The 20,914-nt window shown below is 58.4% G+C and carries 29 protein-coding genes, 1 tRNA gene, 1 pseudogene and 1 riboswitch; of the genes and pseudogenes, 10 read left to right on the top strand and 21 right to left on the bottom strand.

Features of this window, described 5'->3' with window-relative positions; all coding sequences use genetic code 11:
• Positions 1 to 46: 46 nt before the first annotated feature.
• Positions 47 to 132, bottom strand: a tRNA-Leu gene (locus KR100_RS10175).
• 40 nt (positions 133 to 172) lie between these two features.
• Between KR100_RS10175 and KR100_RS10170 the strand changes: the two genes are divergently transcribed.
• Genes KR100_RS10170 through trpA form a run of 3 tightly spaced genes read left to right on the top strand, consistent with a single transcriptional unit; the run spans position 173 to position 1,594 of the window.
• On the top strand, positions 173 to 424 hold the full coding sequence (locus tag KR100_RS10170; protein ID WP_038545498.1) for an NAD(P)H-quinone oxidoreductase subunit L: 252 nt from the start codon (positions 173 to 175) through the stop codon (positions 422 to 424).
• Between the two features lies 1 nt (position 425).
• A complete protein-coding gene (locus KR100_RS10165; RefSeq protein WP_038545495.1) occupies positions 426 to 767 on the top strand; it encodes a DUF3007 family protein in 342 nt (113 codons plus the stop codon).
• Positions 768 to 799: 32 nt separating this feature from the next.
• Positions 800 to 1,594: a tryptophan synthase subunit alpha gene (gene trpA, locus KR100_RS10160; protein WP_038545493.1), complete on the top strand. Its 795-nt coding sequence runs from the start codon at positions 800 to 802 to the stop codon at positions 1,592 to 1,594.
• Positions 1,595 to 1,709: 115 nt separating this feature from the next.
• Here the strand turns inward: trpA and KR100_RS10155 are convergent, their stop codons facing one another.
• Positions 1,710 to 2,081 carry an AbrB family transcriptional regulator gene (locus KR100_RS10155; RefSeq protein WP_038545490.1) on the bottom strand — a complete coding sequence of 124 codons (372 nt, stop codon included), beginning with the start codon at positions 2,079 to 2,081 and terminating at the stop codon, positions 1,710 to 1,712.
• Positions 2,082 to 2,178: 97 nt separating this feature from the next.
• Here KR100_RS10155 and KR100_RS10150 point away from each other — a divergent pair, with 97 nt between their 5' ends.
• Complete coding sequence (locus tag KR100_RS10150; protein WP_038545487.1) at positions 2,179 to 2,448, top strand: YciI family protein; 270 nt, start codon at positions 2,179 to 2,181, stop codon at positions 2,446 to 2,448.
• Here the strand turns inward: KR100_RS10150 and KR100_RS10145 are convergent.
• Both KR100_RS10145 and KR100_RS10140 read right to left on the bottom strand, forming a co-directional pair.
• Positions 2,424 to 2,765: a c-type cytochrome gene (locus KR100_RS10145; protein WP_038545484.1), complete on the bottom strand. Its 342-nt coding sequence runs from the start codon at positions 2,763 to 2,765 to the stop codon at positions 2,424 to 2,426. The genes KR100_RS10150 and KR100_RS10145 overlap by 25 nt on opposite strands.
• A gap of 27 nt (positions 2,766 to 2,792) precedes the next feature.
• Positions 2,793 to 3,038, bottom strand: a complete 246-nt coding sequence (locus KR100_RS10140) for a DUF3136 domain-containing protein (RefSeq protein WP_038548590.1) — start codon at positions 3,036 to 3,038, stop codon at positions 2,793 to 2,795.
• Between the two features lie 92 nt (positions 3,039 to 3,130).
• On the opposite strand from KR100_RS10140, the pseudogene KR100_RS15045 reads away from it, so the two are divergent.
• A pseudogene (locus KR100_RS15045) lies at positions 3,131 to 3,583 on the top strand (Nif11 domain/cupin domain-containing protein); the annotation flags it as partial.
• Here KR100_RS15045 and KR100_RS10130 read toward each other — a convergent pair.
• The 5 genes from KR100_RS10130 to KR100_RS10110 form a co-directional block, all read right to left on the bottom strand.
• The gene (locus KR100_RS10130; RefSeq protein ID WP_038545478.1) at positions 3,546 to 4,091 is read right to left on the bottom strand and encodes a phosphate-starvation-inducible PsiE family protein; all 546 of its coding nucleotides are present in this window, start codon (positions 4,089 to 4,091) and stop codon (positions 3,546 to 3,548) included. The pseudogene KR100_RS15045 and the gene KR100_RS10130 overlap by 38 nt on opposite strands.
• An 8-nt stretch (positions 4,092 to 4,099) precedes the next feature.
• The gene (locus KR100_RS10125) at positions 4,100 to 4,333 is read right to left on the bottom strand and encodes a hypothetical protein (protein WP_204207689.1); all 234 of its coding nucleotides are present in this window, start codon (positions 4,331 to 4,333) and stop codon (positions 4,100 to 4,102) included.
• A gap of 49 nt (positions 4,334 to 4,382) precedes the next feature.
• Entirely contained in the window at positions 4,383 to 4,712 is a 330-nt protein-coding gene (locus KR100_RS10120) for a hypothetical protein (RefSeq protein ID WP_038545473.1), read from the bottom strand.
• A gap of 5 nt (positions 4,713 to 4,717) precedes the next feature.
• Positions 4,718 to 5,116 carry a YkvA family protein gene (locus KR100_RS10115; protein WP_038548587.1) on the bottom strand — a complete coding sequence of 133 codons (399 nt, stop codon included), beginning with the start codon at positions 5,114 to 5,116 and terminating at the stop codon, positions 4,718 to 4,720.
• A gap of 68 nt (positions 5,117 to 5,184) precedes the next feature.
• Positions 5,185 to 6,111, bottom strand: coding sequence for a sigma-70 family RNA polymerase sigma factor (locus KR100_RS10110; RefSeq protein ID WP_038545470.1), 927 nt, complete (start codon positions 6,109 to 6,111; stop codon positions 5,185 to 5,187).
• A 180-nt stretch (positions 6,112 to 6,291) separates the two neighbouring features.
• Between KR100_RS10110 and KR100_RS10105 the strand changes: the two genes are divergently transcribed.
• Together KR100_RS10105 and KR100_RS10100 are read left to right on the top strand one after the other, a co-directional pair.
• Positions 6,292 to 6,783: a DUF2214 family protein gene (locus KR100_RS10105; RefSeq protein WP_038545468.1), complete on the top strand. Its 492-nt coding sequence runs from the start codon at positions 6,292 to 6,294 to the stop codon at positions 6,781 to 6,783.
• Positions 6,783 to 7,439, top strand: a complete 657-nt coding sequence (locus tag KR100_RS10100; RefSeq protein WP_038545466.1) for a peptidase — start codon at positions 6,783 to 6,785, stop codon at positions 7,437 to 7,439. Before KR100_RS10105 ends, KR100_RS10100 begins: the two co-directional genes overlap by 1 nt.
• Positions 7,440 to 7,443: 4 nt before the next feature.
• On the opposite strand, the gene hisIE is transcribed toward KR100_RS10100, so the two are convergent.
• The gene (gene hisIE / locus KR100_RS10095) at positions 7,444 to 8,112 is read right to left on the bottom strand and encodes a bifunctional phosphoribosyl-AMP cyclohydrolase/phosphoribosyl-ATP diphosphatase HisIE (RefSeq protein ID WP_038545463.1); all 669 of its coding nucleotides are present in this window, start codon (positions 8,110 to 8,112) and stop codon (positions 7,444 to 7,446) included.
• A 61-nt stretch (positions 8,113 to 8,173) separates the two neighbouring features.
• On the opposite strand from hisIE, the gene KR100_RS10090 reads away from it, so the two are divergent.
• Positions 8,174 to 8,659, top strand: a complete 486-nt coding sequence (locus KR100_RS10090; protein ID WP_038545460.1) for a 6-carboxytetrahydropterin synthase — start codon at positions 8,174 to 8,176, stop codon at positions 8,657 to 8,659.
• A riboswitch (cobalamin riboswitch) is annotated at positions 8,652 to 8,813 on the top strand. It overlaps the preceding gene by 8 nt.
• Before the next feature lie 50 nt (positions 8,814 to 8,863).
• Positions 8,864 to 9,451 (top strand): HupE/UreJ family protein, encoded by a 588-nt coding sequence (locus KR100_RS10085; protein WP_239420312.1) that lies wholly within the window; start codon positions 8,864 to 8,866, stop codon positions 9,449 to 9,451.
• Between the two features lie 7 nt (positions 9,452 to 9,458).
• Here KR100_RS10085 and clpB read toward each other — a convergent pair whose 3' ends face one another.
• Positions 9,459 to 12,062, bottom strand: coding sequence for an ATP-dependent chaperone ClpB (gene clpB / locus KR100_RS10080; protein WP_038545457.1), 2,604 nt, complete (start codon positions 12,060 to 12,062; stop codon positions 9,459 to 9,461).
• Between the two features lie 166 nt (positions 12,063 to 12,228).
• Between clpB and KR100_RS10075 the strand changes: the two genes are divergently transcribed.
• The gene (locus KR100_RS10075) at positions 12,229 to 12,447 is read left to right on the top strand and encodes a hypothetical protein (protein ID WP_038548581.1); all 219 of its coding nucleotides are present in this window, start codon (positions 12,229 to 12,231) and stop codon (positions 12,445 to 12,447) included.
• A 28-nt stretch (positions 12,448 to 12,475) separates the two neighbouring features.
• On the opposite strand, the gene KR100_RS10070 is transcribed toward KR100_RS10075, so the two are convergent.
• The 10 genes from KR100_RS10070 to KR100_RS10025 all read right to left on the bottom strand — a co-directional run bounded on the left by KR100_RS10070 (position 12,476) and on the right by KR100_RS10025 (position 20,885).
• Complete coding sequence (locus KR100_RS10070) at positions 12,476 to 12,709, bottom strand: hypothetical protein (RefSeq protein ID WP_239420311.1); 234 nt, start codon at positions 12,707 to 12,709, stop codon at positions 12,476 to 12,478.
• A 59-nt stretch (positions 12,710 to 12,768) separates the two neighbouring features.
• Positions 12,769 to 13,002: a Nif11-like leader peptide family natural product precursor gene (locus tag KR100_RS16390; RefSeq protein WP_038545455.1), complete on the bottom strand. Its 234-nt coding sequence runs from the start codon at positions 13,000 to 13,002 to the stop codon at positions 12,769 to 12,771.
• The gene (locus tag KR100_RS10060) at positions 12,999 to 13,352 is read right to left on the bottom strand and encodes a c-type cytochrome (RefSeq protein WP_038545452.1); all 354 of its coding nucleotides are present in this window, start codon (positions 13,350 to 13,352) and stop codon (positions 12,999 to 13,001) included. Before KR100_RS10060 ends, KR100_RS16390 begins: the two co-directional genes overlap by 4 nt.
• A 129-nt stretch (positions 13,353 to 13,481) precedes the next feature.
• Positions 13,482 to 13,841, bottom strand: coding sequence for a plastocyanin (gene petE / locus KR100_RS10055; RefSeq protein WP_038545450.1), 360 nt, complete (start codon positions 13,839 to 13,841; stop codon positions 13,482 to 13,484).
• Positions 13,842 to 13,846: 5 nt separating this feature from the next.
• Positions 13,847 to 14,866 carry an NAD-dependent epimerase/dehydratase family protein gene (locus KR100_RS10050; protein WP_038545447.1) on the bottom strand — a complete coding sequence of 340 codons (1,020 nt, stop codon included), beginning with the start codon at positions 14,864 to 14,866 and terminating at the stop codon, positions 13,847 to 13,849.
• Positions 14,863 to 15,921, bottom strand: coding sequence for a uroporphyrinogen decarboxylase (hemE, locus tag KR100_RS10045; RefSeq protein ID WP_038545444.1), 1,059 nt, complete (start codon positions 15,919 to 15,921; stop codon positions 14,863 to 14,865). The genes KR100_RS10050 and hemE overlap by 4 nt, the downstream gene beginning before the upstream one ends.
• 49 nt (positions 15,922 to 15,970) lie before the next feature.
• Positions 15,971 to 18,277 (bottom strand): 1,4-alpha-glucan branching protein GlgB, encoded by a 2,307-nt coding sequence (gene glgB, locus KR100_RS10040; RefSeq protein WP_038545441.1) that lies wholly within the window; start codon positions 18,275 to 18,277, stop codon positions 15,971 to 15,973.
• Between the two features lie 61 nt (positions 18,278 to 18,338).
• Positions 18,339 to 19,061 carry a DUF3887 domain-containing protein gene (locus tag KR100_RS10035; RefSeq protein WP_038545438.1) on the bottom strand — a complete coding sequence of 241 codons (723 nt, stop codon included), beginning with the start codon at positions 19,059 to 19,061 and terminating at the stop codon, positions 18,339 to 18,341.
• Positions 19,058 to 20,653 carry a CocE/NonD family hydrolase gene (locus KR100_RS10030; protein WP_038545435.1) on the bottom strand — a complete coding sequence of 532 codons (1,596 nt, stop codon included), beginning with the start codon at positions 20,651 to 20,653 and terminating at the stop codon, positions 19,058 to 19,060. The genes KR100_RS10035 and KR100_RS10030 overlap by 4 nt, the downstream gene beginning before the upstream one ends.
• Positions 20,643 to 20,885, bottom strand: a complete 243-nt coding sequence (locus tag KR100_RS10025; RefSeq protein ID WP_239420310.1) for a hypothetical protein — start codon at positions 20,883 to 20,885, stop codon at positions 20,643 to 20,645. The genes KR100_RS10030 and KR100_RS10025 overlap by 11 nt, the downstream gene beginning before the upstream one ends.
• Positions 20,886 to 20,914 lie beyond the last annotated feature (29 nt).

The following is a 20,914-nucleotide window of genomic DNA, read 5'->3' as shown; positions in this document are numbered from 1 at the left end:
CTGCCCAGAAGCTGCTACCGGCAAGACTTGGGATAAAGAAAACGTATGGGGGCAGGGGGACTTGAACCCCCACAGGCCTTACGGCCCAAACGATTTTAAGTCGCGTGCGTCTACCGATTCCGCCACGCCCCCTTGGTGGCCATTCTAAATTTCAGTGAGTCGCAGGACCGCCTTGGATCTCCTGACCCTGCTGAACGGGATACCGCAGCAGAGCCTGCTCGCCATTGCGGCCTATGGGGTCCTCGCAGGTCTCTACCTGCTGGTGGTGCCTCTTGCGCTGTTTTTCTGGATGAACAAACGCTGGCATCAGATGGGGAATATCGAGCGGCTCGTGGTCTATGGATGCGTTTTTCTGTTTTTCCCGGGCATGGTGGTGTTTGCTCCATTTTTGAATCTGCGCATGAACGGCCAGGGAGAGATCTGAATTGACCCGCGCCAAGGTTCTCTTCATCGGGCTGATCGTCCTGGCACTTGGAGGAGTTGGTTATCTCGGTTTTGAGGCCCTTGGTATCCGTGGTTTCTCAGCCGGGATTGCAGCTCAGTCACTGCTGGTGCTGATTGTGGTGGTCTGGACGGGGTCCTATTTGTTCCGTGTTGTCACCGGGCAGATGACCTATATGAATCAGCGTCGTCGTTACCGAGAGGTGTATGACGCCAAGGAGCGTGCGGATCTTGAAGCTCGCTTTGACGCACTCCCTGAGGATGAGCAGCGGGCTCTGTTGCAACGGCTTGGTCTGGATGGGGATGACGTCAGGGCGGACTCATAGGCTCATCGGGTTGATTCGACGACGGCCGGGACATGCATGCCATCCATCAGCGTTTTGAGCAACTGAAGCGGGACGGCCGCATGGCTTTGATGCCGTTTCTGATGGCAGGTGATCCTGATCTGGCGACCACCCGTGAGGTGTTGCTCGGCCTTCAGCGTGGTGGCGCTGACATGGTGGAGCTGGGCATTCCCTACAGCGACCCCCTTGCAGATGGTCCTGTGATTCAGGCCGCTGCCAGTCGAGCACTTCAGGCTGGAACAACGCCAGCCAACGTGATGGAGATGTTGTCGTCGCTTCCGGATGACTTTGACCTTCCCCTGATCCTCTTTACGTACAGCAATCCTCTGCTGAACCTTGGAATGCAGCGCTTCTGTGAGAAGGCTGCCATGGCCGGTGCGTCGGGCCTGGTGATACCCGATTTGCCTCTTGAGGAAGCAGATCGTCTTTCACCAATCGCTTCACAGCAGGGTCTTGATCTTGTGCTGCTTGTTGCGCCCACAACTCCGGAAGCTCGGATGGCCAGAATCGCTCAGAGAAGTCGAGGTTTCACCTATCTCGTCAGTGTGACCGGTGTCACCGGTGAGCGGGCCCAGATGGAAACCAGAGTTCAGGGGCTGGTCCAGCAGTTGAAACAAAGTTCCCCAGTTCCTGTTGCCGTGGGATTCGGTATCTCAGGACCTGATCAGGTCAGACAGGTGCGTCGTTGGGGGGCAGATGGTGCCATTGTCGGCAGCGCTCTGGTAAAGAGAATGGCGGCTGCAGGTGCAGGCAACATCGCTTCAGAGGCAGAAACGTTTTGCCGTGAGCTTTGGGAAGCATGTCGTTGAGCCTGTGCAGGCCAGCTGTTAATTGGCTTTGATCAAGCTAAAAAAAAGCCCCTACATCAGCCGGGGCATCTGCGTTTGAGGAGTTGATTCGATCGGACGTGAGAGAATGCTCGGATCATTCTTCGTCTTCATCAGAGCCACCAACGGGAACAAGGCGGATTTGCTTACGACCAAGCTTGATTTCAAACTCGTCGCCTGGCTTGAGATCCAACAAAGCGGTGTAAGCCTTACCAATCAGGAGATTTCCGTTGCCCTGAACTGTGGCGATATAGCTCAGCTTGCGTCCACCTTTGCCGACTCCTGCAACCCCACCGACTCCAAGGTTGACACCTTTGGCATCGAGAAGTGCCTCGTAGAAGGCAGTGAAGTTTAAACGCTCGCCACCATCTTTCTTGTTTGAGACGTAGCCACAGGCGCGTACGAGATCAGATTTACTGACATCGCCCAGTTCTTTGACTTTGTTGAGAAGGTCGCTCCCTGTGAGCATTGTTTTGAAGTTGATTCAACATCCTCAACATAGCGTTAGGCCTCGCCTGTATGCCATCCTTTTTCAGACATTGTTTCCGCGGATCGGATCTTTACCGATGGCACGTTTTGTTCTCTGGGGGACATATTGCTCTGATGCGCTTGAGAAGCGAACTCCCTTTCGTGAAGAGCATCTAGCGCGCTTGCAGTCTCTCAAGCAGCAGGGAACCTTGATCACACTCGGGCCAACGGAGGGAAGTACCCACGTGTTTGGGATCTTTGAAGCGCAGAATCTGTCAATTGTGCGCGACCTTATCGAGTCAGATGTCTACTGGAAGCAGGGAATCTGGACGAATTTTGAGGTTTATCCCTGGATCCAGGCGTTCTGAGCCTGCTGCCAGATCCACTCGGCGACCACTCGATCGCCCGAGTCTCCAAGCTCTTTCTCGTATCCGCCCATCTGGCCAATCCCGTGACGTGCGATCTCTGCAATTGCCTCGGGAGATGCAAGATCACGTCGCCTCAGTGCTGCCAATTTCAGGGTGCGGCCTCGGCGGATGATGTTTCCCCCATGGGGATGACAAGCGGCACAGTGAAGCTCAAATAGTGCGGAGCCTTCCGTTGGAATTGGTTCGGCCCTGGCTGCCGGGCTTGTGAAAGCAATCAGGTTGATCGTGAGAACGACAACGACAAGGAGCGCTTTCATCCAGGCAGGACTGCTTTGATCAGTTTGTTACACCTGTTGGCAGGGAGCGTTGGCTGTTGCCAGGGAGCGTTGGTAACGCTGCACCAACTCTTCAGGCGAGCGGTAGCTCTGCGGGAGAGATCGGTGGAGCCGTTGCAGGTAGTCCCAGCACAGGGTTCGTCGGATCGATTCCAGATCACGACCCATGATCACGAGTTGGCGAAGGGCCTGGCAGTAACTGGGGAATCCGGCCTCGAGATCGCCAATGGTGAGTACCTTGGTCGTGGGCGGCATGGTCTGTTCGATCAGCATCTCCTGACTTTCTTCGCAATCCCGTTCACTCGTCTGTTGCCAGGAGCACGCCTTTGCAAGACCGGTTGTGAACCATGCCAGAAGAGGATCTCATTCGTTTTCTCGACAAGGTTGCGCAGCTCCAGAGCCTTGTTGAAAGTCTCAGCGGCAATCCGGCGCGTCGGGATCAATTGGCCCGGTGCGTCAGCCACAACGACGTGGTGATGCTGGCCAGGACCTGGGGCTATGAGATTGGACGCCGCTGGGGTGAGGTGCCAGCAGCTTCAGGAGTGAATCCAGAGAATCTGTTCGGTCAGGAGTTGCCGCCGGATGGGGAGGAGTCTGAACAGCAGCTTCAGAAGGGGAACAGCTGGTCGCTCAAAATCATCCGTTCGAATCGGTTCAGGTCACCTGAGGGATCCTGGCTTGATCAGGAGGACCATGAGTGGGTGATGGTGCTCCGGGGGAGCGCCAGGATTCGCTGCTCTGAACCCGATCGAATCCTCGATCTCAGTGTAGGCGACCATCTCCATCTTCCGCCGCATCGACGTCATCGTGTGGAAAGAACGGATCCGGATCCTGGAACTCTCTGGCTCGCTTTGCATTGGAGCGATTCCTCACGGGAGGGATCGCCCGCCTGACCAGCCAATAGGCCGCTGCCAGGGACAGGGTCGCAATCCCCAGGCCGAACAGAAGCTGGGGTTTGTCTTCAGCCCCCGAGGGCAGAACGATCACCTTGCGCGCGACGGCCGTGAGCGCCGTGACCAGCACGAGCTCGATCTGCACAACATGGCGGCGCAGATAGCTGGTGATGTTCTGCAGGACCTCAAGAGCGATCAGCACGGTCAACAGATCTCCCAGAACGTTGATCAGGTCATCTCCCAACCAATTCGCGTCCGTGCCTAAAAGAAGCTTGTTGCCAAGCAGGAGGATCAGCTGAATCAGGGCGGCGGCGATGACCACGCCGGTGATCATCGTGAGAATGCGAGCGACGATTCGCTCCCCTGCGTCCACGAGGGACAGGAAGCCAGTACCGGGGCGCCGACGTTGATTCACTGAGCGATTCAGTCCTTGAAGGGGTTGTAATAGGGCCTTGCGGGCGTATCTCCTGCTGGATTGACCACTTTGGTGTCGCAGGTGATCGATCCGTCCAGCGAGGTGATGCAATTGGTCGGCACGATTTCGCTTTGTTCTCCAACAGCGCTGCTGGGTCCAAGCAACCAACCCTCCGTTTGTGCCGAACCGTCTCCCGCTGCCAGGACCGGCAGGCCCAGGATCAGAACCAGTGAGGAAAGCAATCTGGGCACGAGTGTGTTCTCACCTTGGAAACCACCACTTTGCCGTTGATCAGTCTTCGCTGGGTATGTCGTCGCGAATTGCCTGCAGAAGAAGGTCCAGCTGACCGAACGGATCATCTGATTCGGTTGACGTGCCCTCCGAACCCACGTCTTCGCCTTGCCATTCCTGTTCCACCTTGCACAGCCGTCCAACCAGGCCAGCAAGACCGTTCAGTCGATAGTCCCGTTCCAGAACCTCCAGCAGAGCAGGCATCCTGGTGGAGACGGCTCGCAGGCTTCGCCTCAGGTCGGCCTGAGTCCTGCCTTGCTGCTTCAGCCAATCCTTGAGCAAGGACGTCAGCTCCTGCTCGAAATCTGGCGTCCAGGTGGCGTTCGGCATGGCTGTCAGCGGCCGTAGGGGAACCAACGGTCCAGTCTGCGCCTGGCTCTGTCGCGAATCTCTGGAGTGATGTGCTGATTCCAGATGCCCATCATCGCCGTGAGAGCGACCAGGTCGTCACTGAAGCCGGCCACTGGAAGAAGGTCAGGAATCAGATCCGCAGGCATCAGCAGATAACTGAGTGCGGCCATCATCGTGAGACGAGCCGGGGCCGGGGTCGACGCATCCAGCATCATCTCCAGAGCTTCGAGGGCGGGTGCGGCAAGTGTTCGTCCAGCGCGCCGCAGCAGACGTTTGAGCAAATGTTCGTCCACCACGGTGCTGTCGATGAGCTCAGCGTCGACGGTGCTGCCACCAGCTTCAAAGGGCGTTGCAGAATCTTGTGTTGCCGAACGTTCGTTCATGGCATTGATCCGCACTCGAGACACTCTCGCCTGAGCTGGCTGACCTGACCAGAGGGTTGCCCGAACAGTCAGTGGGTGGTTTCCACCAGTCCACTTTGGATGCCTGTTTTACGCAGTTTGCGCAGTGCTCTCTGAACCACCTGGCGGCAATATTCTCTCGAGCAATTCATGTGGCGAGCGACCTCGGCGAGGGTGCGCCATTCGTGGGTCCCATCGAGACCGAAACGCAGGGTCACCACCGTTCTCTCTTTCGGGGTGAGGTTGGCCTTGTTCAGCAGCGTCCAGACAGATGCTGTGCGTTCGGCAATTTCCGCCCGTTCCATGGGAGGAAGTTCATCGCTGGGTAGAACATCAACGAGTTCGGAAGGATCAGATTTCGACTTGACAACGCCCTGCAGGCTCACGGTGACGCTGCGAAGCTCACAAGCCAGCAGATCCTCCACGTCTGACATCGGAATCTCCATGTATTCGGACAGCTGCTCGGTGGATGGGCTCAGCCCATTGCGCTGCATCAGACGAGCTTTGGCTGCGCGCAGTTTGGTGAGTTTCTCGTTGACATTGACAGGGATACGGATGGTTCGGCTCTGGGTCGAGAGAGCACGGTTGAGCCCCTGACGGATCCACCAGTAGGCGTATGTGGAAAAACGATGGCCTCGGGTGGGGTCATATTTTTCGACTGCACGCGTCAGTCCCAACGTTCCCTCCTGAATGAGATCGAGAAGATCCAACCCTTTGCCTTGGTATCGCTTGGCCAGATTGACGACGAGACGAAGATTCGACGTGATCATCTGATTTTTGGCACGCTCGCCACGCCGAATCACAATTTTTTCTTCATCGTTGAAAACACAGGATGGTCCACTCCCTCCTGCAAGGTGGCAGCGTTCAGTGATGGCTACCATCGCCTGAACCTTCCTGCCCATCATGAGTTCTTGCTCTGGGGTGAGTAGCTGGTGGCGGCCAATTTCACCTAAAAATGCACTCAGAGAGCTCACCATCAGAAATTCGGCAATGAATTGAACCTAGAACCAAAGTGTTTTCATTCTGTGGGTGTAATAAAGACTGCGGAATTCATTTTTAATGCATGTTTAAACAGTTTCTTCTCTCTGTTGAAGACAATCTTCAGAGATGTTGGTCGCTTTGCCGCTAAGGTCCACGTCGTTTCGTAATCCGCTGCTATGCATCTGGCGGTTGCACTCACGACGGACATCGCCAAAAGCGCTGGCGTCGCCTATCTGCACTATCTGAGCTTCATGGTGTGCTTCGGCGCACTGGTCCTTGAGCGTCGTCTGATCAAAGCCGATCCGAATCGCGGTGAAGCAACCGCCATGGTGATCACCGACATCGTTTATGGCATCGCTGCTCTGGCATTACTGGTCAGCGGCATCCTGAGGGTGATCCACTTCGGCCAGGGGTCGGACTTCTACACCCAGAATCCCCTGTTCTGGTGGAAGGTCGGCATCTATCTTTCCGTGGGTGGACTGTCCCTGTACCCCACGATCACCTACATCCTCTGGGCCATCCCACTGCGCAAGGGTGAGCTGCCCAAGGTGAGCGAGGTTCTCGCGACGCGTTTGGGTTGGATCATCAACGTTGAACTGCTGGGATTCGCTTCGATTCCCATGCTTGCGACGTTGATGGCCCGTGGTGTTGGCCTTCCTGCAGCCTGATGCAGGCAGATCCCTGCCCCCCGGCTGCTGAGATCCGTCCGCTAGACGACAAGCTCCAACGACAATCCCTTTCAGCGCCAGGCTCAAAGGGTGAACCGGCACCGGGGTATGGGCAACGCCTTGCGACAACAACCTTTGGCTTCCCGACGTTGCCCCGGTGGTGTATCTGGATCGATCCGGACCCAACGCCCGTTGACCGTTGGAGCCGCCGTTGGCGACTGGGTGTTGAGTCCGCACTGCAGCACTGGAGCGAACTGGTTCCGATCACGCGGGTTGTCGACATCAACCGCGCCCAGATTCGAATTTATCGTCAGCGCCCTCCACGACGCCGGCTGAATGGTGGTTGGAGAGCCAGCAACGGCCGCAGCATCCTGCAGCTTGCGCTGCTCACACGTTCTGGGATCAGGCGCCGCGAGCCACTTGTGGATGTTTTGGTGTCGCCCGAGCTGAGGGCAGAGGTTCTCGAAGCGACGGCTTTGCATGAGCTTGGTCATGCCCTGGGATTGTGGGGGCACAGCAATGACCCGCTCGACTCCCTGGCGGTGCATCAGGGAGCCAACCCGGTGCTGCGTCCCAGCACACGCGATCAAACAACTCTTGAATGGGTGCGCAGCCTGAGCAATCGCTTTGGCCCCATCAGTGAGCCTGATCAGTAGCTGCTCAGTGACGTCGGGGGGCGCCTCGCCTTGCAGCCAGGACCGCTTGGACATCTCTCCAGGCGACGCCGTGGTGGGCTAACGCGACTTGCATGTGGAAGATCAGATCAGCGGCTTCGCCGGCAATCTCGTTGGCGTTGTCGTCTTTGCAGGCCATCACGAATTCGGCTCCCTCTTCACCGATTTTCTTGAGGATGGCGTTGTCGCCGCCCTGAAGAAGCTTGTTGGTGTAGCTCCCCTCCTCCGGTTGGGTTTTTCGATCCAAGATCACGCGGAACAATTCAGTGCAGGCATCTGCAGGAGGTGGCAGTGCATTAACTCCGCCCTCCGTCGGCCTGTCGTCGTCTTCATAAAAACAGCTGCGAGCTCCGGTGTGGCAAGCGACATCGCCTGTCTGCTCGATGGTGAGCAGCAGAACATCCGCATCACAGTCGTAGCGGATTCCACGCAGGATCTGGGTGTGGCCGCTTGTCGCTCCCTTGTGCCAAAGCTCGGCTCTGGAGCGACTCCAGTAATGCACTTCTCCGCTCTGCAGGGTCTTCTCAATCGATTCGCGGTTCATCCAGGCCACCATCAGAACGGCACCATCGAGCCAATCCTGTGCCACAGCTGGAATGAGCCCCGCTTCGGTAAAACGGAGTTGATCCATAAAAGCGGGGCTGAGGGGGTGCATTCGTCCTCCTGCGCAGAGCCATTGTCCCGATCCTCCCGCAGCGTTCTTCCGCTCCTGCCTCGTGCTTTCACCGCCGTCTCCGCACACCTGCAGCAAATCGTTCGAGGGCTATCCCTGTTGTCATCGGCAATGGAGGCACAGCGGACACTGCCGTTTCGTGCATGGTTACAGCCGCAGTTTTGTGCTTCATTTCGCAGCAACTCAGCTCGATGCCTGTGGGTTTGTCGTTGATTTCTCCAGCCTGAGACCACTCGATCAACAACTACGTGAGCAGTTTGATCACACCTTTCTGGTGAATGCCGATGATCCGTTGTTGAAGGAATGGGAGCGCCTTCATGAGCTTGGTGCCCTCGATCTGCGCGTGATGACGAATGTGGGGATGGAAACCACGGCTGAACTGGTTTGGAGCTGGGCCAATCAGCTGCTCCGGGAGCGTGATCAGGGCCGCACCTGCTGCTGGGCGGTGGAGGCGCGTGAGAACGTGCGCAATGCCGCCACCTACAGCTCTGTACCGAAATGGTTTGGGAATGAATCCGCTCGGCTATAAGGAACTGTTCGGTTCCAGCGGAGATCAGCTGCTGGAGGTAACGGGGAAAGATCGGTGAAAATCCGGCGCTGTCCCGCAGCTGTGAAGCGATTCCATCGGTCACTCCGCCCGATCGTCGTCAGTCAGAACGCCCGCCGACTTGTTCATCGACGAGGATCGACCACGATGCATTCCAATCAGATTGTCCGGACGGCAGGGCCTTTCTTGAGCCTGTCACTGCTTTCATTGATTGCTGCAACTCCCGCCCTGGCCCATCACCCCTTCGGAATGCCGGAAGGATCCGGAATCACCGCTTGGCAGGGCGTGATCAGCGGGATCGGCCACCCCCTGCTGGGCCCTGACCATCTTTTGTTTTTGCTGGCCGTCGCCCTCGTGGGTTTGAAACAGCCACGTCGCTGGGTGCTTCCGCTGCTTGCGCTGGGCCTGGGCGGCAGTCTCGTTTCTCAGCTCGTCCCCCTGCCGTCAGCACTTGAGACCGCCGCTGAGGCACTGGTCTCACTCACCCTCGTGCTGGAGGGTCTGGTGATTCTCGGGCGTCTGCCGGTGTGGCTTCTGCTGCCGGCCATCAGCCTGCACGGATATCTGCTGGGAGGAGCGGTGATCGGCGCTGAGCCGGCGCCGTTGCTTGCCTATGGCCTGGGACTGCTGATCGGTCAGGGGCTGCTGCTGGTGGTCGTCACCAGTGCCTCAACCCGCCTGATGAAGAGGTTCGGCAGCAACGGCCGCCAGATTCTTGCCGGCATCTGGATCGGTCTCGGCGCCGCCTTCACCTGGTCGCTGCTGGTCCCCTGAACGCAGATCAGCTAAGAACCAATCGCTCGGTTTCGCCCCCCGCGGCCTCGACCTCAACGCAGATCTGTTGGCCTTCGCTGAAGAGTCCCCTAAGTATAGCTTTGGCGATCGGGGTCTCCAGTTCCCGCTGGATCGCCCGCTTCAGGGGTCTTGCCCCGTACACAGGGTCATAACCGACATTGGCAAGCCAGTCTGAGGCTCCATCGCTGAGCTGCAACTCCAGTTTTCGCTCCTCCAGACGCTGTCGCAGGCGTTCCACCTGCAGGTTCACGATCTCTCGGAGTTCCTGCCGTTCGAGGCTGCGGAAGATGATCTGATCGTCCAGACGATTGAGGAACTCAGGCCGGAAGTGGCCGCGGAGTGCCTCATTCACCCGCCGTTCCATCTCTTCATGCTGGTCCGGGTTCCCGGCCAGCTCCAGGATCGACTGGCTGCCGATGTTGCTGGTGAGGATCAGCACCGTGTTGGTGAAGTCCACCGTGCGTCCCTGTCCGTCGGTGACGCGCCCGTCGTCAAGGATCTGCAGCATCACATTGAACACATCGGGGTGGGCCTTCTCCACTTCGTCAAAGAGGATCACTGAGTAAGGCCGCCGTCGCACGGCTTCAGTCAGCTGTCCGCCGGCTTCGTAACCCACGTAACCGGGAGGCGCACCGATCAACCGGCTGACGCTGTGTTTTTCCATGTATTCCGACATGTCGATCCGCACCATGGCGTCATCGCTGTCGAACAGCCGGTTGGCCAGGGCTTTGGAGAGTTCGGTCTTGCCAACACCGGTGGGCCCGAGAAAGAGGAAGCTGGCGATGGGGCGGTTCGGGTCGCTCAGGCCTGCCCTGGAGCGCTGAATCGCATCGGCCACGGCAGTGACGGCCTGGTGCTGTCCGATCACCCGTTGATGCAGATCGTCCTCGAGAGCAAGCAGTTTCTCCATCTCGCCCTGCACCAGCCTGGCGACGGGGATGCCCGTCCATTTGGCGATCACCTCGGCAATGTCGTCCTCGCTGACCTCCTCGCGCAGCAACGTCTTGTCACCACCATCGCTTTCCGACAGCAGCACTTCCTGTTCACGCAGCTGCTTCTGCAAACCGGCGAGGGTTCCGTATTCGAGTTCGGCGGCTTTGTTGAGGTCGTAACTGCGTTTGGCTTGATCCACCTGCAGTTGGACGCGTTCGATCTCCTCCTTCAGAGAAGAAAGATCATCAATCGCCCCTTTTTCCTGCTGCCACTGGGCATTGAGCGTGGTCTGCTGCTCGCTGAGTTCGGCAAGCTCACGCTCCAGGCGTTGCAGCCGTTCCTGACTGGCGCTGTCGGACTCCCGTCCGAGTGACAGTTTCTCCATTTCCAGCTGCAGGATCTTGCGATCGATTTCATCGATCTCCTCCGGTTTGGAGGTGATCTCCATTTTCAGGCGCGCAGCGGATTCATCCACCAGGTCGATGGCCTTGTCCGGCAGAAAACGATCAGCGATGTAGCGGCTGCTGAGTACAGCTGCTGCCACCAGAGCGCTGTCGGCGATTCTCACGCCGTGATGCACTTCGTAGCGTTCTTTCAGACCGCGCAGGATCGAAATCGTGTCCTCCACCGTGGGCTGATCAACGAGCACCTGTTGGAAGCGGCGTTCGAGGGCCGGATCCTTTTCGATGTGCTGACGGTGTTCATCCAGGGTTGTGGCGCCGATGCAGCGCAGTTCTCCCCGCGCCAGCATCGGTTTGAGCAGATTGCTGGCGTCCATGGCACCACCGGTTGCTCCAGCGCCGACCACGGTATGGATTTCATCAATGAAGAGAACGATCTGGCCTTCGGAAGCCGTCACTTCCTTGAGCACGGCTTTGAGCCGTTCCTCGAATTCGCCACGGTATTTCGCTCCTGCGATCAGGGCTCCCATGTCGAGAGCGATGAGCTGACGGTTCTGCAAAGCCGACGGCACATCGCCGTTCACAATGCGCTGGGCGAGGCCCTCAACGATGGCCGTTTTGCCAACACCGGGTTCACCAATCAGAACCGGATTGTTTTTTGTGCGTCTGCTGAGAATCTGAATGGTGCGACGGATTTCGTCGTCCCGCCCAATCACCGGGTCCAGCTTTCCCTCACGCGCTGAGGCTGTGAGGTCCCTGCCGTATTTTTCGAGCGACTCGTAGGTTCCCTCAGGGTTCTGATCGGTCACCGTTTGATTGCCGCGCACCGTCGTGATGGTCTCCTTGAGCGTCTTGCTGTTCAGACCAACCTGGCTGAGCAGCTGCCTGCCACAGCGATCATCCTCGCTGAGCGCGAGCAACAGATGTTCGATCGAGATGTAGCTGTCGCCGAAGCTGCTGCGTTCTTGATCCGCTCGATCCAGCGTGGCGTTCAAGGCTCGGCCGAGAAACACCGACTCAGGTGGTGATGTCATGCTCGGCTGCCGTTGCAGGTAGCTCCGTACCGCAGTCGCGAAATTGTTCGGCTCGACTCCAGCCTTGGCAAGGATGCGCTCTGCCAGTCCCTTCTCTTCAATGAGCGTCAGCAGCAGATGTTCTGTTTCCAGCTGCTGGTGACGGGAGGACGTCGCGAGTTGCTGGGCGGCGACGATCGCGGCCCAGGCTTTTTCAGTGAACTGTTCCGCCGTTGGTTGCATTCAGGCGTTCATGGGAATGAGCCAACCGTATGGGGCATCCCGGATCAACAGGGGCGGTTTGCCGATGGCATCGGTAGGGCCCCCACGCCACGGGGCGGAGAACCGGATCCACTTTTTAGAGTTCGCCGAACAATTCTTCGATGTTGATGAGATGAATGCCAACGCAATGGATGCGGAAACGACGAATGCCGATGTCGTTGACGCATTGACCTCGAAGGCCCGACAGCTGTCCAGTGAGGCCGGTGGAGAATTGGAACGCTGCTGCTGGATGGTGGTTCATGAGCATCATCACGGAGTGAAACCCACGGAGTACGACATCCGTGAAATCGACGAACAGCTGTATCTCGCTGTCCTGAAAGGGGCCAGAACCGCGTCAGACCTCTGATCAGCAATGGATCGTCAGCTGTTGATCTCTATTCGGAATCCGAACGGCACATTTGCTGCTCCAGAAGCAACGAAGGGGTCTGAGCTTCCATGGCCAGGAACTGAGCCCAACCACTGATCAGGCGCTGAAAGGTGCTGATGGCCTTGATCTGTTCATCAGAACCTGGACGGGTGTACTTGAAGTCCATGAACAGGCGATCAGCGCTGTTGCGTTGCTCTCGGCAGAACTTGTCGATGCTCATGAGACGAGCCAGCGCACTCATCAAACTGTAAAGCTTTGTTTCGTTGGCTTGACGATTTCGCACGGATTCAATCCCTGGATTCAGTGCCCTTGACGAGGTGCACGGAAGGGCCGGCGGATTCGACTCTGTTCAAACCATCGGCTGAGTTGCGATTCCTGGGCATCAGAGTTCAGGTCCTTTGGCGTGATCGGGAATCCGTGATGTCCAGCGACGGCAATCCATTGCTCAACGCTGCTGCAGGCCTTCAAAGACTGACGAAGAGCAGGGCTTCGTTCACAGGCATTGACCAGTCGTTTGAGGGCGGATCGACTCACCAGCCCAGTTCCGCCTGCTGTTCCACGTAGGTGGCAACCGCAATGATTTCGGCTTCGCTCAACTTGCCGGCGTAGGAGGGCATCGCATTCTTGCCGTCTTCGATCTGGTGTTCGATGGCTTCCAGCGGATCCTGTTGATATTCCTCGAGATGCGCGTTCAGATCGCGGATCTTGAGGCTGCGACTGGCACGAATCACATTGCCACCTCCCATATGACACGCCGCGCAGTTGCTGCTGAAAATCTGCTCCCCTCGATCGTTACTCGCATCAAACGCGAACCCTGGCTGGGCTGCCGTGAACGGGAGCATCAAGGCAAGAACCAACACAAGCAGACCGGTGATCCGGCTCATGCAACCTCTGTTTCTCAGTTAAAGGTATCCAGAGCTTCCCTCAAACGTAAGAACCCCTACCTGTGAATGACACAAACAGGCAGGGTCCTGATATAGACGACTCGATTCAGAGCCGCAGTTCGCTAGCGATCACTCAACAATCACTTTCCCGACCATGCCAGCTCCGCGGTGGGGCTCGCAGTAGTAGTCGAACGTGCCGGCGCTGGCGAAGGTCGCTTCCCAGGATTCTCCTGGGGCGAAGGCCAGGTCGGAATGGCTGTATTCGTCGTGGCCATCAAATACCGCATTGTGGGGAGCCAGCTTGTTGTTGATGAACTTGACGGTGTCACCGGCCTTGATGGTCACGGTGGCGGGCTCAAAAGCGAGCATGCCGCTGTCGGTACCGAGCTTCACTTCAACGGTGGAAGCCTGTGCTGAACCGACATTGAGGCCGATCAGCATCAAAAGTGCGCAGCAGGCAGCTGCCAGGGTGCGAAGGAGAGAGCCCATGGGAATCAGGTCATTGCAGTGACTTTACGCCGGCTTCTTAGACCTTCGCGCCTCGGAAGTCCGGAATCGCCAAGAACTGTCTCAAGATCGGGGGCATGGCTGCTCTCCCCAAAGCGCTCCGGCGTGCTGGCAGGCTCATGCACGAAATGCCGCTGACGGATGCTGAAACGGTCCCAGGCCGTCACATCGATCGGCAGAACACGGATCAGGGTTTCAATCAGCCAGGGAATCAAAGGGATTCCCGGCGTGCGCCAGACACCTCGCCAACGGCAGAGCGTGGCGACGGCATCGTCCACGTAGAGCGCCGGCTGCCCCATCACGATCCGGCGCAGCGCTCCCTGCCCTGGTTCCTGGTTCGCTGCATGGGGGGTGATGGCGAACTGGCCACAGATGCGGGCAATGTCTTCGGCGTGGATGAAGTGGAAGCTGGCATCCGCCCTCAGCCAGCGGGCGAGCCACAGCCAACGGCTTGCTTCCCCAAGTCCCTCGGTGAGGTAGCTCGTAGGAAAGGGACTGGAGCCATCCAGTCGTCCCCCGAAGACGAGGGTTGGGAACACTGCGATGATCCGTGCAGCGAGAGGATGCACCTCGAGATCCTGGAGACACCGTGCTTTTGTCTGGATGTACTCCGTTCCATAGGCAAGGGCTTCAGGCAGCGGCTGGAGATGTCGATCCAGGATGCTGGCGGTTGAGAAGTAGATGATCTGTTCCACAACGCTGGGGTCGAGGAGTTCCAGCATTCGTTTCACCGCCACCACATTCACCTGTTCCGCCCGATCAGGATCTCCCCAGGCTGTGGCGGTGTGAATCACCCGGTGGACCGATGCCAGCTCTTGGGCGAACCGGTCGGTATCCCGCAGATCGCCCACCAGCAAACGGATTCGTGGATGCTCAGCTGAGACGGCCTTGAGTTTCTCAGGATCACGCAGCCAGAGCAGAAGCTCTGCATCCGAGTGCTGCAGAAGCCAGCTGCTGATGTACTGGCCGACGCAGCCGCTTGCGCCAGTGATCAGAATTCGGCTCAAGCGGCGGCCCCGACGCGATCCATCACGGTTTTGCCTGCCTCGAAGAAGGCACGACCGTTCTCCTCTGGAGTTCCCGGCAGGATGCCATGACCAAGGTTGAGGATGTGCCGACGTCCGCGTGCCTTGCGCACGGTGTCGTCTATTCGGTCACGGATCGCCTCAGGTGTTCCGAACAGCAGACCAGGGTCCACGTTCCCCTGAACGCCGATGTGTTGAGGCAGCCGTTTGCAGGCTTCGGCCATGTCGACGGTCCAGTCCAGGGACACAATGTCAACACCCGTCTGTGCCATTCGCTCGATCACACCGGCGCTGCCGGAGATGTAAAGGATGAAGGGTGTGTCCGGATGGGTCTGTTTCACCAGTTCAACCACCCGACGTTGATACGGAGCGGCGAAGGTGTCGTAGTCGGTGGGGCTGAGCTGGCCAGCCCAGGAGTCGAACATCTGTACAACCTGGGCCCCGGAATCGATCTGGTATCGGAGATAACTGGCAATGGATTCGGCGAAGTGGCCAAGCAGTCGATGCAGGAGTTCAGGCTCCTGGAACGCCATCGCTTTGATCACGGCGTAATTCTTGCTGCTTTTCCCTTCCACGACGTAGGCCGCAAGGGTCCAGGGCGCACCAACAAAACCCAGCACCGCAGCCTGGTTGCCAACGCTTTCGCGCAGCCGACCGAGAACTTCTCCGACGAAGGGCATGGAGTCGGCGGGATTCAGAGGGCGAAGCGCTTCCACCTGACTGATGGAACGAATCGGGTCGTTGATCAGCGGCCCCTTGCTTTCGACGATGTCGAAATCGATGCCCATTCCCGGCAGTGGAGTGAGGATGTCCGAGAACAGGATCACGCCGTCGGGTTGAAACGCCTCGAACGGCTGCATCGAGATCTCGTAGGAAAGATCCGGATTTTCAGATCGCTCGCGAAAACTCGGATGGCGCTCGCGAAGATCTCGGTACACCTTCATGTAACGGCCCGCCTGGCGCATCATCCAGACGGGTGGCCGCTCCACAGATTCACCGCGCGCGGCTCGTAGCAGCAGGGGCAGTGAATCGCTCATCCGGAATTCGAGATCAAGCGGGCAACCTACCTGAGCTCATGGGTGAGCTTCACATCGTGTTGCTTGCGGTCGCTGTGTCTTCCGGCAGGAGGCTTCGCTTGGGGTCGTGTTTGAACACCATCACGCTCAGGGGAGGCAGGCACAGCTCCAGTGAGTTCTCATAGTCGTGGATGCTCCATTCCTCGCTGCGTTTTCCTCCCATATTGCCGAGATTGCTGCCTCCATAGCGGGCTGCATCCGTGTTGAAGATCTCTTCATAGAAGCCGGAGAGTGGTACCCCTACTCGATAATGAGAATGGCTTGATGGCGTGAAGTTCGCTACCACAACAAGCCAAGTGCCGCCGGTTGTTTCACGGCGCATGAAGCTGATCACGGAGTGGCGATTGTCGTTGCAGTCGATCCATTGGAAACCGTATTGATCAAAATCATCTCGCCAGAGAGCTGGCTCTGCTTTGTAGAGGACATTGAGATCGTCAACCAGTCTCTGAATGCCCTGGTGAGGTTCGTAATTGAGAAGATCCCATTGCAGATCGCCCCAAACATTCCACTCAGAACGTTGGCCGAATTCCATCCCCATGAAAATAGTCTTCTTGCCGGGGTGGGTCCACATATAGGCAAGAAGTGCACGGGTGTTTGCGTATTTTTGCCAGTCGTCCCCGGGCATCTTGTGAAGAAGATGACTCTTCCCATGCACAACTTCATCGTGGCTGAGCGCCAACATGAAGTTTTCGGTGTAGTTGTACCAGATTGAAAATGTGATGTTGTTCTGGTGGAATTGCCGGAACCATGGATCAAGCTCGAAGTAATCGAGCATGTCGTGCATCCAGCCCATGTTCCATTTGAGGTTGAACCCAAGTCCGCCCATGTCCGTGGGTTGGGTCACCATCGGCCAGGTGGTGGACTCCTCGGCGATGGAGAGAGCGCCGGGGAAGTGCTGGAACATCACATGGTTGGCCTGCTGAAGGAAGCGCACTGCCTCGGTGTTTTCGCGGCCGCCGTGTTCATTGGCCAGCCATTCACCATCGGGTCGCAGGTAATCGCGGTAAAGCATCGATGCCACAGCGTCGACACGAATTCCATCGATATGGAACTGCTCCAACCAGAACACGAGGTTGGCGACCAGAAAGTTACGCACCTCATTGCGGCTGTAATTGAAGATCAGAGTTCCCCACTCCTTGTGTTCTCCAATGCGGGGGTCACCGTGTTCGTACAGGTGGGTCCCATCAAAAAAGGCCAGGCCGTGTCTGTCCTTGGGGAAATGGCCAGGAACCCAGTCGATGATCACGCCAATCCCCTCGGCATGACAGCGATCCACAAATGCGCGGAATTCATCCGGTGTTCCGTAGCGGCTGGTCGGTGCATACCAACCGGTGACCTGGTAGCCCCAGGACCCATCGAAGGGATGCTCCGTGATCGGCATCAGTTCGACGTGGGTGAAGCCCCTCTGCTTCACGTAAGGGATCAGGCGGTCGGCCAGTTCCGCATAGGTGAGCATGCGGGCACCAGGTTTCATGTCAGCGGCAGGTACCGGAGCCCGCGGCGTTCCATCGGGCTGGATCCAGGGGGCATCAGCTGATTCATGGATCCAGCTGCCCAGGTGCATCTCATAGACGGAAATCGGCTGATCCAGGGGATTGCGGCTGTCTCTCTCCTGCATCCAGTCGCCGTCTGACCACTGGAAGCCGTCCAGATGGGAGACCACGGAACTGTTGGCGGGGCGAACCTCGTGCTGGAAGCCGTAAGGATCGGCTTTCTGGTAGCAATGTCCCTCCGGAGAGCGGATTTCGTACTTGTAGAAACAGCCCTCCGACATCCCCGGAATGAACAACTCCCAGATGCCACCGAGGCGTTGTTGCATGGGGTGATGGCGTCCATTCCAGGAGTTGAGGTCGCCGAGGACCGACACACTCAGGGCATGGGGAGCCCAGACGCAGAACATCACACCGGCAACACCCAGACGCTGCGTCACATGGGCACCCATGCGCTGCCAGATGTGGTGATGGTTGCCTTCGGCGAAGAGATGGCGATCCATCTCACCCATCCAGTCCTCACGGAAGGCCCAGGGGTCGTGTTGCTCGTGGGTGATGCCGCCACGTAGAACGCGGACCCGGTAGCTGCTTCCTGGATCGTTTGGCAACTCCGTTTCGAAGATCCAGGGGTGGTGCGGGCAGTCCATGGCCTGTTCGCGGCCATCGACAAGCAGCGTCACCGAATCGGCTTCAGGCATCCAGACCCGGACGACCCAGCCGCTCTCGATTGGTTGGGGACCAAGAACCGAAAAGGGGTGGTCATGACGACATTCCGCCAGACGTTCGCCGTCCTGAACCATCCAGTTGAGGACTGCCGCGCCACCCATGACCCATCGTTGAAGTGGTCGGGAGCTTAAGCCGAATTCCCGAGGCCTTGAGGCGGAGAGGTCAGACGAAATCGCGGGAGATGTCGACGTTGATGATGCGGCCCTGGTCGTCAAAAATCACGAACAGATTGGTGGTGGCTTTGCCGAATTCAACGCAGACCAGGACCAGTTGCTGTTCTCCACCCTGGCTGGCGACCACAGCATCTTTCACGGCCCGAAAACCGCCTGAAAGTTTGGTCAGCTTGGTCCATTTGCGTTCCAGATCCCCAGGCTCCAGCTCTCTCTGAAAGTCGATCTGGAGACGGCTGCGTGCCTGGACCCAGCGACCCGCTGCCAACTCTTCGGTGAAGCTCTGGGCCGAGGCTTCAATCGGAATGTCATCGCCACCAACCTTCCATGCCAGCAGCTTGCCGTCGTCATCGAGGATGAGCAGCACGGGGATTTCCCCCTCGTCTGAGGTGACCAGGGCATCAACGGTGGTGTCGCTGTACCCGGACCCCACCTTCACCACACGGCTGGCACTGATGGCCAGATCGGTATCGAGTCGCTTCTGGACCGACTCGATGCTGACGCTGCTCTGGATGCTGTCGGCCAGTTTGCTGTGGACCGCGGCTCCATCATTCTTCTCAAGAGCGCTGAGCAGCAGCTCCGTTGCGGCTTGCGCCTGGGCAGGGGTGAGGCTGGTGGCTGCCGCTTCCTGAGCAGCCACGGGAGCGATCGAAAGAAGTCCCGGGCTGAGGGGAGCCGTCAGAGACAGGGCCAGCAGAGCGGCAGACAGCTTCACGTCATGGTTGATGAGTTGGACTGCAGTCTGCCGGAGTCCAAGGGGTTCAGGGTCAGTTGTGAGCCGGCAAGTCGCAGTGTCATGGCGATGACGCGATGGCCGGCTGAAGGTGCATCGCAGGGGATATCGGGGTGGCCGGAATTGACCCCGATCGCGGGCCAGGCTGCTCCTGCGATCGACAGCCTCAGCCGGTCTCCCGCGCTCAGCTTGGCCAGCAGAGGCTGCATCGCGACGCGTCTGATCCGGGGTTTCAGGGCGTCGGGTCCGCGTTGGCGCAGCACCCCTGTACTGAGTTGCTCCACGGCATCGGATCCGGCCGGAAGTCTTGAGAGAGCCACGCACAGATCGAATCCGGGTTGATCGGCATGGACTTCAAGCGAGAGCTGGGGGTATCCCTGAAGCGTCAGTGGTTGCAGACAAGGGGGTGAGCTGAAGGTGGCCACATCGGAGCGCCCATCAACATGTCTCCGGTCAGCAGCCCCCGCATCCGGGCTGAGATGGCCGCCGATGGCCGGGGCCGGCCGCCAGGGATCGTGAACGATGGTGACCTCTCCGTCTCCGCCTCTGACCGGGTCCAGGTGTCCGTGCTGCTGATCAAGACAGGTCAGACCATCACCACAGAGCTGCCAGCTGATTCGGCTGCTGGGCTCCGGTTGCTGCCAGCTCTGCGATGTGAGATTCCAGAGCTGTATCGCTGGCGGTGCGTTCTTGTCCTGATGTTCTTTGAGGTGCGTGTCGAAAAAATCCAACAGCAGGGTTTGCGCTCCGCTCCACCACTCCAGATGGCTGGCAGGACCGATGTGCAACTGGGGTGTCCCGCCGACATCGACACTTCGTTTCCATAGATCCAGGATCCCCAGCAAATGGGGGTCCCACCATCCGCCAAGGAGCAGCATCGGCTGCCGCAACCAATGCACTGGGGGACGGTGCACCACCCAGTCCTGCTCGCTGGAGGGGTCCTGTTCAAGCCATCGCAGGGCCATCCCCTGTGGATCATGGTTCTGGAGCAGGGTTCGGCCATCGCGCAGATAGCTTCCATCGTCGAGACTGCGTCTTATCGCCTCCCAGGCCTGGTGATCGCCACGGCGGCAGGCCTGCAGTGCCGCAAGCTGCAATCCCCAGCCCACGCCCAGATGCCACCAGTGAGCGCCGCCTTCACAGCTCCAGTGAAGGCGCTCGTCCAGCCCTGTCATGGCTGGCGCAAGGCAGTCCGGCGCGGGCGCGGTCTCCGGCGCGAGCAACTGAGTCAGTCCCTGATAGGAGAAGCCGTAACAACCAAGTCGTCCATTGCATTGCGGCAACCCCCTCACCCAGCTGTGGATTTGTTCGGTATCGGCGGCTTCCTGTGCGAATCCCTCGAAGCGTCCGCCGGAGTCTCCCTGCCCTCGAACGTCCTGCACCACTACCAGATATCCCTTGGATGTCCACCAGCCGGGATGCGCCAGGGTGATCGTTGAAGCAATGCGCCGTCCGTAGGGTTGACGCATCAACAGCGCCGGCCAGGGGCCCGACCCCTCAGGGATCCAGATGTCGGCAATCAGGTCGGTCCCATCCTTCAGGGTGAGACAGGACTGCTGCGGTTCAGCGGACATCCGGGCAGTACATGCCCACCACGTAGGTCACAAACACTTCGGCATCGACCATGGTGAGGTCGCGACTCGATGCCACCCGTTTTGTGGCCTTTTTGGAGTAGGCCGATTTCCCCGTGGAGTTCATCTTCTTGAACTTCTTGCAGAGCGCCTTGGCTTCGGCTGGATTGCGCTTAACGGTTTCCAGCAGCTTGGATTCCGCACCACTGACGGGAACAGCAGCTAGCAGGCCCACTGAAACAATTGTCAGCAGCTTCAGCACAA

It is taken from the genome of Synechococcus sp. KORDI-100, assembly GCF_000737535.1.
Taxonomy (GTDB): domain Bacteria; phylum Cyanobacteriota; class Cyanobacteriia; order PCC-6307; family Cyanobiaceae; genus Parasynechococcus.
Note: the sequence above shows the minus strand (reverse complement) of the source record. Positions and strands in the feature narration are given on the sequence as shown.

What these genes read in the sequence shown, in the direction of transcription:
- trpA (WP_038545493.1), top strand. Translation starts at nt 800, where the DNA reads ATGCATGCCATCCATCAGCGTTTTGAGCAACTGAAGCGGGACGGCCGC.
- KR100_RS10155 (WP_038545490.1), bottom strand. Translation starts at nt 2,081, where the DNA reads ATGCTCACAGGGAGCGACCTTCTCAACAAAGTCAAAGAACTGGGCGAT.
- KR100_RS10150 (WP_038545487.1), top strand. Translation starts at nt 2,179, where the DNA reads ATGGCACGTTTTGTTCTCTGGGGGACATATTGCTCTGATGCGCTTGAG.
- KR100_RS10145 (WP_038545484.1), bottom strand. Translation starts at nt 2,765, where the DNA reads ATGAAAGCGCTCCTTGTCGTTGTCGTTCTCACGATCAACCTGATTGCT.
- KR100_RS10140 (WP_038548590.1), bottom strand. Translation starts at nt 3,038, where the DNA reads ATGCCGCCCACGACCAAGGTACTCACCATTGGCGATCTCGAGGCCGGA.
- KR100_RS10120 (WP_038545473.1), bottom strand. Translation starts at nt 4,712, where the DNA reads ATGCCGAACGCCACCTGGACGCCAGATTTCGAGCAGGAGCTGACGTCC.
- KR100_RS10115 (WP_038548587.1), bottom strand. Translation starts at nt 5,116, where the DNA reads ATGAACGAACGTTCGGCAACACAAGATTCTGCAACGCCCTTTGAAGCT.
- KR100_RS10110 (WP_038545470.1), bottom strand. Translation starts at nt 6,111, where the DNA reads ATGGTGAGCTCTCTGAGTGCATTTTTAGGTGAAATTGGCCGCCACCAG.
- KR100_RS10105 (WP_038545468.1), top strand. Translation starts at nt 6,292, where the DNA reads ATGCATCTGGCGGTTGCACTCACGACGGACATCGCCAAAAGCGCTGGC.
- KR100_RS10100 (WP_038545466.1), top strand. Translation starts at nt 6,783, where the DNA reads ATGCAGGCAGATCCCTGCCCCCCGGCTGCTGAGATCCGTCCGCTAGAC.
- hisIE (WP_038545463.1), bottom strand. Translation starts at nt 8,112, where the DNA reads ATGCACCCCCTCAGCCCCGCTTTTATGGATCAACTCCGTTTTACCGAA.
- clpB (WP_038545457.1), bottom strand. Translation starts at nt 12,062, where the DNA reads ATGCAACCAACGGCGGAACAGTTCACTGAAAAAGCCTGGGCCGCGATC.
- KR100_RS10075 (WP_038548581.1), top strand. Translation starts at nt 12,229, where the DNA reads ATGGATGCGGAAACGACGAATGCCGATGTCGTTGACGCATTGACCTCG.
- KR100_RS10070 (WP_239420311.1), bottom strand. Translation starts at nt 12,709, where the DNA reads ATGAGTGCGCTGGCTCGTCTCATGAGCATCGACAAGTTCTGCCGAGAG.
- KR100_RS10060 (WP_038545452.1), bottom strand. Translation starts at nt 13,352, where the DNA reads ATGAGCCGGATCACCGGTCTGCTTGTGTTGGTTCTTGCCTTGATGCTC.
- petE (WP_038545450.1), bottom strand. Translation starts at nt 13,841, where the DNA reads ATGGGCTCTCTCCTTCGCACCCTGGCAGCTGCCTGCTGCGCACTTTTG.
- hemE (WP_038545444.1), bottom strand. Translation starts at nt 15,921, where the DNA reads ATGAGCGATTCACTGCCCCTGCTGCTACGAGCCGCGCGCGGTGAATCT.
- glgB (WP_038545441.1), bottom strand. Translation starts at nt 18,277, where the DNA reads ATGGGTGGCGCGGCAGTCCTCAACTGGATGGTTCAGGACGGCGAACGT.
- KR100_RS10030 (WP_038545435.1), bottom strand. Translation starts at nt 20,653, where the DNA reads ATGTCCGCTGAACCGCAGCAGTCCTGTCTCACCCTGAAGGATGGGACC.